General features: G+C 66.7%; 9 protein-coding genes and 3 rRNA genes. 11 read left to right on the top strand and 1 reads right to left on the bottom strand.

The features are described from left to right. Positions 1–542: 542 nt before the first annotated feature. From V5D56_RS17440 to pucL, 10 genes are all read left to right on the top strand, one after another. Positions 543–2,066: ribosomal RNA gene (locus V5D56_RS17440) — 16S ribosomal RNA — on the top strand. 509 nt (positions 2,067–2,575) lie between these two features. After that, positions 2,576–5,686 (top strand): 23S ribosomal RNA (locus tag V5D56_RS17435). A 106-nt stretch (positions 5,687–5,792) separates the two neighbouring features. Continuing rightward, a 5S ribosomal RNA gene (gene rrf, locus V5D56_RS17430) occupies positions 5,793–5,909 on the top strand. Together the 16S, 23S and 5S rRNA genes form the textbook arrangement of a ribosomal RNA operon. 127 nt (positions 5,910–6,036) lie before the next feature. Then, entirely contained in the window at positions 6,037–6,333 is a 297-nt protein-coding gene (gene gatC / locus V5D56_RS17425; protein ID WP_435736537.1) for an Asp-tRNA(Asn)/Glu-tRNA(Gln) amidotransferase subunit GatC, read from the top strand. 1 nt (position 6,334) lies between these two features. Further along, a complete protein-coding gene (gene gatA, locus V5D56_RS17420) occupies positions 6,335–7,864 on the top strand; it encodes an Asp-tRNA(Asn)/Glu-tRNA(Gln) amidotransferase subunit GatA (protein WP_435736536.1) in 1,530 nt (509 codons plus the stop codon). A 4-nt stretch (positions 7,865–7,868) separates the two neighbouring features. Further along, entirely contained in the window at positions 7,869–9,374 is a 1,506-nt protein-coding gene (gene gatB / locus V5D56_RS17415; protein ID WP_435736535.1) for an Asp-tRNA(Asn)/Glu-tRNA(Gln) amidotransferase subunit GatB, read from the top strand. A gap of 4 nt (positions 9,375–9,378) precedes the next feature. Beyond that, a complete protein-coding gene (locus tag V5D56_RS17410) occupies positions 9,379–9,984 on the top strand; it encodes a GNAT family N-acetyltransferase (RefSeq protein ID WP_435736534.1) in 606 nt (201 codons plus the stop codon). A gap of 204 nt (positions 9,985–10,188) precedes the next feature. After that, positions 10,189–10,686, top strand: coding sequence for a 2-oxo-4-hydroxy-4-carboxy-5-ureidoimidazoline decarboxylase (uraD, locus tag V5D56_RS17405; RefSeq protein WP_435736533.1), 498 nt, complete (start codon positions 10,189–10,191; stop codon positions 10,684–10,686). Further along, on the top strand, positions 10,683–11,051 hold the full coding sequence (uraH, locus tag V5D56_RS17400; RefSeq protein ID WP_435736532.1) for a hydroxyisourate hydrolase: 369 nt from the start codon (positions 10,683–10,685) through the stop codon (positions 11,049–11,051). The genes uraD and uraH overlap by 4 nt, the downstream gene beginning before the upstream one ends. 1 nt (position 11,052) lies before the next feature. Further along, a complete protein-coding gene (pucL, locus tag V5D56_RS17395; protein WP_435736531.1) occupies positions 11,053–12,003 on the top strand; it encodes a factor-independent urate hydroxylase in 951 nt (316 codons plus the stop codon). Positions 12,004–12,109: 106 nt separating this feature from the next. On the opposite strand, the gene V5D56_RS17390 is transcribed toward pucL, so the two are convergent. After that, positions 12,110–12,883 carry an IclR family transcriptional regulator gene (locus V5D56_RS17390; protein ID WP_435736530.1) on the bottom strand — a complete coding sequence of 258 codons (774 nt, stop codon included), beginning with the start codon at positions 12,881–12,883 and terminating at the stop codon, positions 12,110–12,112. Positions 12,884–13,011: 128 nt separating this feature from the next. On the opposite strand from V5D56_RS17390, the gene V5D56_RS17385 reads away from it, so the two are divergent. Continuing rightward, positions 13,012–14,502, top strand: a complete 1,491-nt coding sequence (locus V5D56_RS17385) for an NAD-dependent malic enzyme (protein ID WP_435736529.1) — start codon at positions 13,012–13,014, stop codon at positions 14,500–14,502. The last annotated feature ends 49 nt before the right edge of the window (positions 14,503–14,551 follow it).

Genomic DNA, 14,551 nt, shown 5'->3' with positions numbered 1-14,551 from the left:
CACGCGGCCCCGCGTGATGTGCGCTGCCTCACGGGAGGGCGGCTTGACCACGTCCCGCAGAGCCGCGTAATCTTCTGGATGTCGGCCCGACAGGGAGGAACAGACACCGCGACGGTGGCTGGTCCCGGGGCCAAAATCCTACCTTCGCAGGACGCACCGTCGACAGACGCGCGTCGGCGAGCACTCCGGCTGACCAGGGCGCCTAGCCCGGGTTGATGAGCCGAGAAGGACCTGGTAGGGTTGAGAAGTTGCCCCAAGCGAGGTTGGGCCCGAGGGTCTGGCTGAGTTGGTGTGTGTCGGTTGTTTGAGAACTCAACAGTGTGCTTGTTAGTCAATGCCAATTTTTGTCCTCGTGGGCATGGCTGGCTGGATCGCCCGTCCGGGTGGTCGGTCTGGTTGTGTCTGAGGATTCCTTTGGTTGATTTCGGAGAATGATCGTCAGATTGTTTTTCGTTTGTAGGCCAGTTTTGTGAACCTCTTTTGGGGGTTCGCTTCGTATGGATTGTTCACTGCTGGGTTTGCCTGGTGGTGGGCGTTGTTCATTTACGGAGAGTTTGATCCTGGCTCAGGACGAACGCTGGCGGCGTGCTTAACACATGCAAGTCGAACGATGATGCCCAGCTTGCTGGGTTGATTAGTGGCGAACGGGTGAGTAACACGTGAGTAACCTGCCCTTGACTTCGGGATAACTCCGGGAAACCGGGGCTAATACCGGATATGAGCCGTCCTCGCATGGGGGTGGTTGGAAAGTTTTTCGGTCAGGGATGGGCTCGCGGCCTATCAGCTTGTTGGTGGGGTGATGGCCTACCAAGGCGACGACGGGTAGCCGGCCTGAGAGGGCGACCGGCCACACTGGGACTGAGACACGGCCCAGACTCCTACGGGAGGCAGCAGTGGGGAATATTGCACAATGGGCGAAAGCCTGATGCAGCGACGCCGCGTGAGGGATGACGGCCTTCGGGTTGTAAACCTCTTTCAGCAGGGAAGAAGCGCAAGTGACGGTACCTGCAGAAGAAGCGCCGGCTAACTACGTGCCAGCAGCCGCGGTAATACGTAGGGCGCAAGCGTTGTCCGGAATTATTGGGCGTAAAGAGCTCGTAGGCGGTTTGTCGCGTCTGGTGTGAAAACTCGAGGCTCAACCTCGAGCTTGCATCGGGTACGGGCAGACTAGAGTGCGGTAGGGGAGACTGGAATTCCTGGTGTAGCGGTGGAATGCGCAGATATCAGGAGGAACACCGATGGCGAAGGCAGGTCTCTGGGCCGCAACTGACGCTGAGGAGCGAAAGCATGGGGAGCGAACAGGATTAGATACCCTGGTAGTCCATGCCGTAAACGTTGGGCACTAGGTGTGGGGCTCATTCCACGAGTTCCGTGCCGCAGCAAACGCATTAAGTGCCCCGCCTGGGGAGTACGGCCGCAAGGCTAAAACTCAAAGGAATTGACGGGGGCCCGCACAAGCGGCGGAGCATGCGGATTAATTCGATGCAACGCGAAGAACCTTACCAAGGCTTGACATGCACGGGAAGCCACCAGAGATGGTGGTCTCTTTGGACACTCGTGCACAGGTGGTGCATGGTTGTCGTCAGCTCGTGTCGTGAGATGTTGGGTTAAGTCCCGCAACGAGCGCAACCCTCGTCCCATGTTGCCAGCGGGTTATGCCGGGGACTCATGGGAGACTGCCGGGGTCAACTCGGAGGAAGGTGGGGATGACGTCAAATCATCATGCCCCTTATGTCTTGGGCTTCACGCATGCTACAATGGCCGGTACAAAGGGCTGCGATACCGTAAGGTGGAGCGAATCCCAAAAAGCCGGTCTCAGTTCGGATTGGGGTCTGCAACTCGACCCCATGAAGTCGGAGTCGCTAGTAATCGCAGATCAGCAACGCTGCGGTGAATACGTTCCCGGGCCTTGTACACACCGCCCGTCAAGTCACGAAAGTCGGTAACACCCGAAGCCCATGGCCCAACCGGTTCGCCGGGGGGAGTGGTCGAAGGTGGGACTGGCGATTGGGACTAAGTCGTAACAAGGTAGCCGTACCGGAAGGTGCGGCTGGATCACCTCCTTTCTAAGGAGCTTCAACGCACGCCGGTGCCTGGCCTCTTCGGGGGGTGGGTGGGGTGTGTGGTGGCCACGGCCCACGCCGTTCGCGTGTGGGGGTGGTTGCTCATGGGTGGAACATTGACGAAAGAGCGTCGGTCTCGCTGGTGTCAGTACCTGCGTCGCCCGTGCTCGTGTGCTGGTTCTCTTCGGGGGGCTGGTGTGCGGGCTGGTGGTGGTGTGGTGGAACATCGCGGGTGGGTCCGGGGCTTGTCGAGCACACTGTTGGGTCCTCAGGTCACCGGCCACGGTCGTGGTGGTGCCTGGTACGGGTCGGTCCGTGGATCGCGAACCGCTCGCCGAGCTGGTCTTGGTGGGTAGGCGGGTCTGTGCGGGTCGGGGTCGTTGGTTGTTTGAGAACTGCACAGTGGACGCGAGCATCTTTGAAGTGATCAAGATGCAAAAAGCTCGGACGTCGCCCTCGGGTGTGTCCGTGGTTTTTGTTCTTGGTCTCTGCGAATAGATTGTAGTGTGTGTGTCGAAGTTTTTAAGGGCACAGGGTGGATGCCTTGGCACTAGGAGCCGAAGAAGGACGTCGTAGCCTGCGATAAGCCTCGGGGAGCTGGCAAACGAGCTGTGATCCGAGGGTTTCCGAATGGGGGAACCCCGTACGAGTCATGTCGTGCGACCTGCACCTGAATATATAGGGTGTGTGGAGGGAACGCCGGGAAGTGAAACATCTCAGTACCGGCAGGAAGAGATATTCCGTGAGTAGTGGCGAGCGAAAGCGGATGAGGCCAAACCGGGCGCGTGGTAAAGCTGTCAGGCGTTGCGTGTCCGGGGTTGTGGGACCCTTCTGGTGGATCTGACAGTCCACCAGGGAGTCAGAAAGCCGTGTCATAGTCGAACCGCATTGAAAGGCGGACCACAGACGGTGCGAGTCCGGTAGACGAAATGGTGCGGCCTCCCGAAGGGGATCCCAAGTAGCACGGGGCCCGTGAAATCTCGTGTGAATCTGGCAAGACCACTTGCTAAGCCTAAATACTACCTAGTGACCGATAGCGGACCAGTACCGTGAGGGAAAGGTGAAAAGTACCCCGGGAGGGGAGTGAAATAGTACCTGAAACCGTGTGCCTACAATCCGTTGGAGCCTCCTTGGTTGGGGTGACAGCGTGCCTTTTGAAGAATGAGCCTGCGAGTTAGTGCTCAGTGGCGAGGTTAACCCGTGTGGGGAAGCCGTAGCGAAAGCGAGTCCGAACAGGGCGTCCATAGTCGCTGGGTCTAGACCCGAAGCGAAGTGATCTAGCCATGGGCAGGTTGAAGCGCGGGTAAGACCGCGTGGAGGACCGAACCCACCAGGGTTGAAAACCTGGGGGATGACCTGTGGTTAGGGGTGAAAGGCCAATCAAACTTCGTGATAGCTGGTTCTCCCCGAAATGCATTTAGGTGCAGCGTCACGTGTTTCTTGCCGGAGGTAGAGCTACTGGATGGCCGATGGGCCCTACAAGGTTACTGACGTCAGCCAAACTCCGAATGCCGGTAAGTGGAAGCGTGGCAGTGAGACTGCGGGGGATAAGCTCCGTAGTCGAGAGGGAAACAGCCCAGACCACCGGCTAAGGCCCCCAAGCGTGTGCTAAGTGGGAAAGGATGTGGAGTTGCACAGACAACCAGGAGGTTGGCTTAGAAGCAGCCACCCTTGAAAGAGTGCGTAATAGCTCACTGGTCAAGTGATTCCGCGCCGACAATGTAGCGGGGCTCAAGTACACCGCCGAAGCCGTGGCATCTGCGCGTAACTCAGGCCTTCGTGGTCCAGAGGCGCAGGTGGGTAGGGGAGCGTCGTGTGGCCGGTGAAGCCGCGGGGGAACCCAGCGGTGGAGGCCACACGAGTGAGAATGCAGGCATGAGTAGCGAATGACGGGTGAGAAACCCGTCCGCCGAATGACCAAGGGTTCCAGGGCCAGGTTAATCCGCCCTGGGTAAGTCGGGACCTAAGGCGAGGCCGACAGGCGTAGTCGATGGACAAGGAGTTGATATTCTCCTACCGGCGAAGAACCGCCCATACCGAGCCCGGTGATGCTAACCGCCCAAACCTGTCCACCGACCCTTCGGGGTCACCGGACAGGGGCGCGCGGGACCCGAACCGGTAGTAGGTAAGCGTATTAACAGGGGTGACGCAGGAAGGTAGCCCGGCGTGGCGATGGTAGTCCACGTCCAAGGCTGTAGGCCGTCGGGTAGGCAAATCCGCCCGACATGAAGGCTGAGAGCTGATAGTGAGCGCGTATGCGCGAAACGGGTGATCCTATGCTGCCAAGAAAAGCCTCGGCGCGAGGTTCTAGCCGCCCGTACCCCAAACCGACTCAGGTGGTCAGGTAGAGAATACCAAGGCGATCGAGCGAATCGTGGTTAAGGAACTCGGCAAAATGCCCCCGTAACTTCGGGAGAAGGGGGGCCCGAAACGTGAACCGGCTAGCCCGGGGAAGCGTGGACGGCCGCAGAGACCAGGGAGAAGCGACTGTTTACTAAAAACACAGGTCCGTGCGAAGTCGCAAGACGATGTATACGGACTGACGCCTGCCCGGTGCTGGAAGGTTAAGAGGACGGGTCAACCCCTCGGGGTGAAGCTCAGAATTTAAGCCCCAGTAAACGGCGGTGGTAACTATAACCATCCTAAGGTAGCGAAATTCCTTGTCGGGTAAGTTCCGACCTGCACGAATGGCGTAACGACTTCTCCGCTGTCTCAACCGCGAACTCGGCGAAATTGCACTACGAGTAAAGATGCTCGTTACGCGCAGCAGGACGGAAAGACCCCGGGACCTTTACTATAGCTTGGTATTGGTGTTCGGTGCGGCTTGTGTAGGATAGGTGGGAGACTGTGAAACCCGCACGCCAGTGCGGGTGGAGTCAACGTTGAAATACCACTCTGGCCGCTTCGGATGTCTAACCTCGGTCCGTGATCCGGACCAGGGACAGTGCCTGGTGGGTAGTTTAACTGGGGCGGTTGCCTCCTAAAATGTAACGGAGGCGCTCAAAGGTTCCCTCAGCCTGGTTGGCAATCAGGTGTCGAGTGCAAGTGCACAAGGGAGCTTGACTGTGAGACTGACAGGTCGAGCAGGGACGAAAGTCGGAACTAGTGATCCGGCGGTGGCTTGTGGAAGCGCCGTCGCTCAACGGATAAAAGGTACCCCGGGGATAACAGGCTGATCTTGCCCAAGAGTCCATATCGACGGCATGGTTTGGCACCTCGATGTCGGCTCGTCGCATCCTGGGGCTGGAGTAGGTCCCAAGGGTTGGGCTGTTCGCCCATTAAAGCGGTACGCGAGCTGGGTTTAGAACGTCGTGAGACAGTTCGGTCCCTATCCGCTGCGCGCGCAGGAAACTTGAGAAGGGCTGTCCCTAGTACGAGAGGACCGGGACGGACGAACCTCTGGTGTGCCAGTTGTTCCGCCAGGAGCACCGCTGGTTGGCTACGTTCGGAAGGGATAACCGCTGAAAGCATCTAAGCGGGAAGCCTGCTTCAAGATGAGGTTTCCATACCCCCACGGGGGTGAGAGGCACCCAGCAGAACACTGGGTAGATAGGCCGGACGTGGAAACGGGGACCAACGACCCGTGCAGCTGACCGGTACTAATCAGCCGACAACTTCAACACCAACACACTCTTGCAACGCGTCCACTGTGCGGTTCCCGAACCACCAACCCCACCACCCCCACACAACGGCGGGTGGCACCCCAGGGAAGGTCGAGTTCGACAGAGTTACGGCGGTCACAGCGAAGGGGAAACGCCCGGTCCCATACCGAACCCGGAAGCTAAGCCCTTCAGCGCCGATGGTACTGCCCTGGAGACGGGGTGGGAGAGTAGGACGCCGCCGGACAACCCTTCACCGAAGGCCCACCCCCCACGGGGTGGGCCTTCGGCATATCCGCACACCCCCAGCAACACACCGAACGTTGGTCCTCACGCGCTCGGCGGCACTCGGCCTCCCCTCTAGAATGGCGACCATGTCCACCATCTCCCGTGACGAGGTCGCGCGCGTCGCCGCGCTGGCCCGCATCGACCTGCGACCCGAGGAGCTGGACCGGCTCTCGGGTGAGCTCGACGTCATCGTCGACGCCATCGCGAAGGTCAGCGAGGTCGCCACGCCTGACGTCCCCGCGACGAGCCACCCGCTTCCGCTCACCAACGTGTTCCGTGACGACGTCCCCGTGCCGGCCCTGCCGGTCGCGGACGTCCTCGCGGGTGCGCCGTCGGCAGAGGACGGCCGTTTCGCCGTCCCGCAGATCCTCGGGGAGGAATGAGATGACCGACCTCACCCGGATCTCTGCCGCGGAGCTCGCCGAACGCCTCGGCTCTGGCGAGGTGAGCAGCGTCGAGGCGACGCAGGCCCACCTCGACCGGATCGGTGCCGTCGACGGCGCCGTGAACGCTTTTCTCCACGTGAGCGCCGATGACGCGCTCACGACGGCACGCGCCGTCGACGAGCGGCGCGCGGCGGGCGAGGAGCTGCACCCGCTCGCGGGCGTTCCGATCGCCGTCAAGGACGTCGTCGTGACGAAGGGGATGCCGACCACGGCCGGGTCCCGCATCCTCAAGGGCTGGGTGCCCCCGTACGACGCGACGGTCGTCGAGCGTCTCCGTGCCGCGGGCCTTCCGATCCTCGGCAAGACCAACATGGACGAGTTCGCGATGGGCTCCTCGACGGAGCACTCCGCGTACGGGAACACCCGGAACCCGTGGGACCTCGACCGGATCCCCGGTGGGTCCGGTGGCGGGTCCGCGGCCGCGGTGGCCGCGTTCGAGGCGCCTCTCGCGATCGGTACCGACACCGGCGGTTCGATCCGCCAGCCGGGCGCCGTCACCGGCACCGTGGGCGTGAAGCCCACGTACGGCGGCGTGTCCCGCTACGGGCTCATCGCGATGGCCTCGTCGCTCGACCAGGCCGGTCCCGTGACGCGCACCGTCCTGGACTCCGCGCTGCTCCACGAGCTCATCGGTGGGCACGACCCGCGCGACTCGACGTCGATCCGCGAGAAGACCCCGGCGCTCGTCGAGGCGGCCCGGCAGGGCGCGACGGGCGACCTGAGCGGCGTCCGCGTCGGCGTCGTCACCGAGCTGAGCGGCGACGGGTACCAGGCGGGCGTGAGCGCCCGCTTCGGGGAGTCCCTCGACCTGCTCCGCGGACTGGGCGCAGAGGTCGTCGAGGTCTCCTGCCCGCACTTCGAGTACGCGCTGGGTGCCTACTACCTCATCATGCCGAGCGAGGCGTCGAGCAACCTGGCCAAGTTCGACGGCATGCGGTTCGGCCTGCGCGTCGAGCCCGAGGAGGGCCCCGTGACCGCCGAGCGCGTCATGGCGGCGACCCGCGGCGCCGGCTTCGGCGACGAGGTGAAGCGGCGCATCATCCTGGGCACCTACGCCCTGTCCGCGGGCTACTACGACGCGTACTACGGGAGCGCGCAGAAGGTCCGCACGCTCATCCAGCGTGACTTCGACGCCGCCTTCGGGCAGGTGGACGTGCTCGTCTCGCCGACCGCTCCCACGACGGCGTTCCGGTTCGGTGAGAAGCTCGACGACCCGCTCGCCATGTACCTGAACGACGTCGCGACGATCCCCGCGAACCTCGCCGGCGTCCCGGGCATGTCCGTGCCCGCCGGGCTGTCGGACGACGGCCTCCCGGTGGGCTTCCAGGTCCTCGCCCCGGCGAAGGCCGACGACCGCATGTACCGCGTGGGCGCGGCGCTCGAGGGCGCGCTGCACGGGACGTGGGGCGGCTCGCTGCTCGACCGCGCGCCCGCGTTGCCCACCGCCACCGCCGAGCAGGAGGGCTGAGCAGATGACCGCCACGACCGTCGACCTCGTCGACTACGCCGACGCCACACGCCGCTACGACCCCGTCATCGGGATCGAGGTGCACGTCGAGCTGGGCACGCTGACCAAGATGTTCTGCGCCGCCGAGGTGAGCTTCGGCGCCGAGCCCAACACTCAGGTCACGCCCGTCTCGCTCGGGCTCCCCGGCGCGCTGCCGGTCGTCAACGGCAAGGCCGTCGAGTACGCGATCCGCATCGGGCTCGCGCTCAACTGCGAGATCGCCGAGACGTGCCGCTTCGCGCGCAAGAACTACTTCTACCCGGACGTGCCGAAGAACTTCCAGACGTCGCAGTACGACGAGCCGATCGCCCACGACGGGTGGATCGACGTCGAGCTCGAGGACGGCACCGTGTTCCGCGTCGAGATCGAGCGCGCGCACATGGAGGAGGACGCGGGCAAGAACACGCACGTCGGCGGCGCCACCGGACGGATCCACGGGGCCGAGTACTCGCTCGTCGACTACAACCGTGCCGGGATCCCGCTCGTGGAGATCGTCACGCGTCCCATCACGGGCGCGGGGGAGCGGGCTCCGGAGGTCGCGCGCGCGTACGTGCAGACGCTGCGCGACATCTTCCGCGCGCTCGACGTCTCGGAGGCCCGCATGGAGCGCGGCAACGTGCGCGCGGACGTCAACCTCTCGCTGCGTCCGACCCCCGAGTCGCCGCTCGGCACGCGGACGGAGACGAAGAACGTCAACTCCTTCCGCTCGGTCGAGCGCGCGGTGCGCTACGAGGTCTCGCGGCAGGCCGCGGTGCTCGACGCCGGCGGCACCGTGATCCAGGAGACCCGGCACTGGCACGAGGACACCGGCATCACGACGTCGGGCCGCGTGAAGTCGGACGCCGAGGACTACCGCTACTTCCCGGAGCCCGACCTGGTCCCGGTCGCCCCGCCGCGCGAGTGGATCGAGGAGATCCGCGCGGGTCTGCCCGAGCTTCCCGTGGCCCGCCGCCGGCGGCTCCAGGGGGAGTGGGGCTACGCGGACGCCGAGATGCGCGACGTCGTCAACGCGGGGGCGATCGACCTCATCGAGGCGACCGTGTCTGCGGGGACGAGCCCGGCCGGCGCGCGCAAGTGGTGGATGGGCGAGCTCGCGCGGCGCGCGAAGCAGGACGACGTGGAGCTCGCCGCTCTCACGGTCACGCCCGCCCAGATCGCCCAGCTCCAGGGTCTCGTCGACTCCGGCCGCATCAACGACAAGCTGGCGCGCCAGGTGCTGGAGGGGGTGCTCGCCGGCGAGGGCGACCCGGAACAGGTCGTCGTGGCCCGTGGCCTCGAGGTCGTGTCGGACGACGGCGCGCTGCTCGCCGCGATCGACGACGCCCTCGCCGCGCAGCCGGACGTCGCCGCGAAGGTCCGGGGCGGCAACCTCGGCCCGGTCGGCGCGATCATCGGCGCGGTCATGAAGGCGACGCGCGGCCAGGCGGACGCCGGGCGCGTGCGCGAGCTCGTCCTCGAGCGGATCGGCTGATCTCGTGACCAGGGGGCCCGTCCTGCTCGGTGAGATGGTGCGGCTGCGGCCGATCGAGGCGCGCGACGCCGACCGCATGTGGGAGTCGCTGCAGGATCCGGAGTCGAACCGGCTCACGGGGACGACGGCGACCTTCACCCGTGCGCAGATCGACGAGTGGTCGGCCACGATCAGCGATCGCGAGGGCCGGTACGACTGGGCCATCACGCCCGGCGCTGTGCGCGACGGGCAACAGGTGAGCGACGAGATGATCGGCGAGATCGTCCTCAACGACATCGACGACCACGCGCGCTCGGCCAACCTGCGGCTCGCTCTGCTGCCGAACTACCGCGGTCGCGGCTACGGCAGGGAGGCGATCTTCGAGGTGCTGCGGTTCGCGTTCGACGGCGCGACCGACGTCGCCGGGGCCCGGCACGACGGTCCGCACCTGCACCGGGTCAGCCTCGACGTCCTGAGCATCAACCCCCGGGCGCGGATGCTCTACGAGTCGCTCGGCTTCCGCGAGGAGGGTCGCCTGCGGGACGTCTACCGCGACGGCGACGGCTGGGCCGACGCGACGGTCATGAGCATCCTGGAGGACGAGTTCCGGGTGGGTCTCGGCTCCGCCTGACCGGCCGTCCCCCTCTCCGGCACGACCACCTCGGGCCCGGCAGCGCTGCTGCCGGGCCCGTCGTCGATCGTGGAGTGCACGATGGCCCCGCACGCGGAAGGCTGGTTGACACGTCACAAGTGCACGGCGTACATTCATTGAGCGGAAACATACTTCCGCGATGTGGATAGTCACTTCGAGATCCGACTGGCGAAGAGGACGGCGATGACGCTGGACGAGTTCAACCGGTTGTCCGCGCAGGACGCGCGGGACACGCTGCTGGCCTGCGCGCACGTCGGGCGGTGGGCGGACGCTGTCGCGTCCGGTCGCCCGTACGCGACCGTCGCGGACGCCGTCGACGCCGCATCCGCCGCCGCGGACCCGTGGACCGACGCCGAGATCGACGCCGCGCTCAGCCGCCACCCGCGCATCGGCGAGCGGGCGAGCGGTGAGCAGGCCGACGCGCGCATGTCGCGCAGCGAGCAGTCCGGCGTCGACTCGAGCGACGACGACGTCGCCCGTCGCCTCGCCGACGGCAACCGCGCGTACGAGGAGAAGTTCGGCCACGTCTTCCTCATCCGCGCCGCCGGGCGCAGCGCCGAGGAGATCCTCGAGCAGCTCACGGATCGCCTGGGCAACGACGCGCAGACCGAGCGGGCGAACGCCGCGCGCAACCTGCGCGAGATCGCCGCACTGCGGTTGGAAGGGGTGCTGTCCGCATGAGCGCGCACGCCAGCCACATCACCACGCACGTACTCGACGCGGCCAGCGGTAGGCCCGCCGAGGGGATCGACGTCCGCCTGGAGGCGGCTCCGGAGATCGCGGACAGGACGACGGGGCAGGGCTGGTCCCTGGTGGCGTCCTCCCGCACGAACGACGACGGTCGGGTGCCCGAGCTCGGGCCCGAGACCCTCGTCCCCGGCACGTACCGGCTCGTGTTCGACACGGGCTCGTACTTCGACCGGCAGAACACCGTGTCCTTCTACCCGGAGGTCGTCATCGTCTTCCGGGTGGCGAGCGCCGAGCAGCACTACCACGTCCCCGTCCTGCTCAGCCCGTTCGCCTACTCGACCTATCGAGGGAGCTGACATGACCGAGACCCTGAGCAGCACCGGGGCAGCCCAGCAGACGACGGCGGACGGCGCGACCGGCGCTATCGTGCTCGGCGACAACCAGTGGGGCAAGGCGGAGGTGCGCCTCGTGCGCGTCGACCGCTCCACCCCGCGCCACCGCATCACCGACCTGAACGTCTCCTCGCAGCTGCGCGGCGGCCAGGAGGCGACGCACTACGAGGGTGACAACTCGCGCTGCGTCGCGACCGACACGCAGAAGAACACGGTCTACGCGTTCGCGCGGGACGGCGTCGGCGCGATCGAGGACTTCGCGATCCGTCTCGGCAACCACTTCGTCGAGGACTTCGACTGGATCGAGGGCGGCCGCTGGGAGATCGAGCAGTACTCCTGGGAGCGCATCGAGACCGCGGACGGCGAGCACGACCACGCGTTCGTCCGGAACAACCAGGAGACGCGCACGACCGTCGTCCAGCGCGACGGCGACGAGGTCTTCGTCGTCTCCGGACTGACGGATCTCGTCGTGCTCAAGTCGACCGGATCGGAGTTCCACGGCTTCCCGCGGGACCGCTACACGACGCTCGTGGAGACGGACGACCGCATCCTCGCGACCTCCGTCACGTCACGCTGGCGGTACACGACGACGGACCTCGACTTCGACGCCGTCTACGCGAAGGTCCGCGCGATCCAGCTCGAGGCGTTCGCGACGACGCACTCGCTCGCGCTGCAGCAGACCCTGTTCGCGATGGGCAAGGCCGTCCTCGAGGCGGTGCCGGAGATCGCCGAGATCAAGTTCTCGATGCCCAACAAGCACCACTTCCTCGTGGACCTCGGGCCGTTCGGCCTGGACAACCCCAACGAGGTCTTCTACGCGGCAGACCGCCCGTACGGGCTCATCGAGGCGACCGTCCAGCGTGAGGGCGTGGCTCCCGAGCCGCGCGCCTGGGCGACCGTCGCCGGGTTCTGCTGAGCAGACGGCGCCGACGAGCATGACGACGCGACGCGCCCCGACGGACCGCGGGACCACCGCGGCCCGGCGGGGCGCGCCGCCGTCGGGGCGCCTCCCCCTCGCGTGGTCAGGCCGTCGTCGTGATGAGCTCTCGGGTGAGCTCGGCGGCCACGCGGTGCAGCACGGGGACGGCACGCTCGCCGAACTCGTACGTCACGCGGGCGGCCGGCCCGGAGACGGACAGCGCGGTGGGGGTCGGGGCGGCGGGGACGGCCACGGCGAAGCACCGCACGCCGAGCTCCTGCTCGCCGTCGTCGATCGCGTACCCGCGCTCGCGCGTCCGGTCGAGCTCCTTGAGGAGGTCGTCGACGTCGGTGATCGACTGGTCCGTCGCGGGCGGCATGCCCACGCGAGCGACGATCTCTCGGACCGTCTGGTCCGGGAGCTGGGCGAGCACCGCCTTGCCGACGCCCGTGCAGTGCGTGAAGACGCGACGGCCGACCTCGGTGAACATCCGCATCGAGTGCCGGGACGACGCCTGCGCGACGTACACGGCCATGTCGCGGTCGATCATCGCGAGGTTCGCCGACTCGCCGAGCTCCTCCGCGAGCAGCTCGAGGTACGGACGGGCGCCGGCGCCGAGCTGACGGCCCGCGGACTCCCCGAGCCGGATGAGGCGAGGGCCGAGCGTGTAGCGGCGCGACGGCGTCTGGCGGACGTACCCCTGCGCGAGCAGCGTGCGCAGGAGGCGGTGGATCGTCGGCAGCGGCAGGCCCGCGTGCTGCGCGAGCTCGCTCAGCCCCGACTCGCCGCCGAAGTCCGCGAGCAGCTCGAGGAGCTCGATCGCCCGGTCGACGGACTGCACGCCACCTGCCGGCTTCGCCGCGGAGCTCTCGGCCATCACCATCTCCTGTCCACCTGGTGGTGCCCGACGACGGGCGCGCACCGAGACCTGAAGAGAGCGGTTCGCCCGCTCTCGCTTCCGTATCACGGAAGATACGCCTCAGCATACGAGAAGAAGGAACGACCATGACGTCCGAACCGCAGCCCGCCACGACGACCGCCAAGCACGTCGCGACGAGCCCGAGCTACTCCATCACGCTGCGCGTCGAGGCCCCGAGCGGGCACCGCACCGCGAGCGACCTCGTCGCGGCCGTGAGCGCCACGGGCGCCGCGATCACGGGCGTGGACGTCTCCGAGTCCGGTGCGGACGTCCTCGTGGTCGACATCACGGCCGACACGGTCGACGCCGCGCACGTCGAGCAGATCCGTGACGCGCTCGGCGCGCTCGACGGCATCACGGTGCGCCACGTGAGCGACGCGACGTTCCTCATGCACCTCGGCGGCAAGCTCGAGGTCAACCCCAAGGTCCCCCTGCGCCACCGCGCGGACCTCGCCCGGGCCTACACGCCGGGCGTCGCCCGCGTGTGCCTCGCGATCGCGGAACGGCCCGAGGACGCGCGCCGCCTCACGGTCAAGCGCAACACCGTCGCGGTCGTCACCGACGGCACCGCGGTGCTCGGCCTCGGTGACATCGGCCCCGCGGCGGCGCTGCCCGTGATGGAGGGCAAGGCCGCGCTGTTCAAGCAGTTCGCCGGCGTGGACGCGTGGCCCGTGTGCCTCGACACCACGGACACCGAGGAGATCATCCGTACCGTGAAGGCCATCGCGCCCGTGTACGGGGGCATCAACCTCGAGGACATCTCGGCGCCGCGGTGCTTCGAGATCGAGCGCCGCCTGCGCGACGAGCTCGACATCCCCGTGTTCCACGACGACCAGCACGGCACGGCGATCGTCGTGCTCGCGGCGCTGACGAACGCGCTGCGCGTCGTCGGGAAGTCGATCGAGGACGTGCGGATCGTGGTGTCGGGCGTGGGTGCCGCGGGGTCGGCGATCATCAAGCTCCTGCAGGGCCAGGGCGCACGCCACGTCGTGGCGTTCGACCGCAAGGGCGCGCTCCACGCGGGCAACGCGGGTGACGACGAGAACCGTCGCCACCTCGCCGCGACGACCAACGCGGACGGGTTCACGGGGACCCTGCGCGAGGGCCTCGCCGGGGCCGACGTGTTCGTGGGCGTCTCGGGGCCGAACATCCTCACGGGGGACGACATCGCGACGATGGCCGACGACGCGATCGTCTTCGCGCTCGCCAACCCGACGCCCGAGGTCGACCCGATCGCAGCCGCCCAGCACGCGACCGTCGTCGCGACGGGGCGCAGCGACTTCCCGAACCAGATCAACAACGTGCTCGCCTTCCCGGGTCTGTTCCGCGGGCTGCTCGACGCCGGGGCGCGCGAGATCACCGACGAGATGCTGCGGGTCGCCGCGGTCGCGATCGCCGACGCGGTCGAGCCCGGGGAGCTCAGCGCGAGCTACATCGTGCCGAGCGTGTTCGAGCCCGCCGTCGCGACATCGGTCGCCCGGGCCGTCGCCGAGGTCGCGGAGCGCGACCGCGCGGGCCAGGCTCAGGGGAGCGCCCCGTCGGGCCGCCCCGCCGGGACCCCGGCCGCGCGCTCCTGACAGCGACCACGCGCGCCGCCCCGACAGCATCCCGCAGAGAGGACACACC

Source organism: Cellulosimicrobium sp. PMB13 (assembly GCF_051294865.1).
Classification (GTDB): domain Bacteria; phylum Actinomycetota; class Actinomycetes; order Actinomycetales; family Cellulomonadaceae; genus Cellulosimicrobium.
The sequence above is the reverse complement of the archived record's forward strand: the minus strand, read 5'-3'. Positions and strand labels throughout refer to the sequence as shown.

Coding starts and splice junctions, on each gene's coding strand:
- uraD (WP_435736533.1), top strand. CDS start 10,189: ATGACGCTGGACGAGTTCAACCGGTTGTCCGCGCAGGACGCGCGGGAC.
- pucL (WP_435736531.1), top strand. CDS start 11,053: ATGACCGAGACCCTGAGCAGCACCGGGGCAGCCCAGCAGACGACGGCG.
- V5D56_RS17385 (WP_435736529.1), top strand. CDS start 13,012: ATGACGTCCGAACCGCAGCCCGCCACGACGACCGCCAAGCACGTCGCG.
- V5D56_RS17390 (WP_435736530.1), bottom strand. CDS start 12,883: ATGGCCGAGAGCTCCGCGGCGAAGCCGGCAGGTGGCGTGCAGTCCGTC.
- uraH (WP_435736532.1), top strand. CDS start 10,683: ATGAGCGCGCACGCCAGCCACATCACCACGCACGTACTCGACGCGGCC.
- gatC (WP_435736537.1), top strand. CDS start 6,037: ATGTCCACCATCTCCCGTGACGAGGTCGCGCGCGTCGCCGCGCTGGCC.
- gatA (WP_435736536.1), top strand. CDS start 6,335: ATGACCGACCTCACCCGGATCTCTGCCGCGGAGCTCGCCGAACGCCTC.
- gatB (WP_435736535.1), top strand. CDS start 7,869: ATGACCGCCACGACCGTCGACCTCGTCGACTACGCCGACGCCACACGC.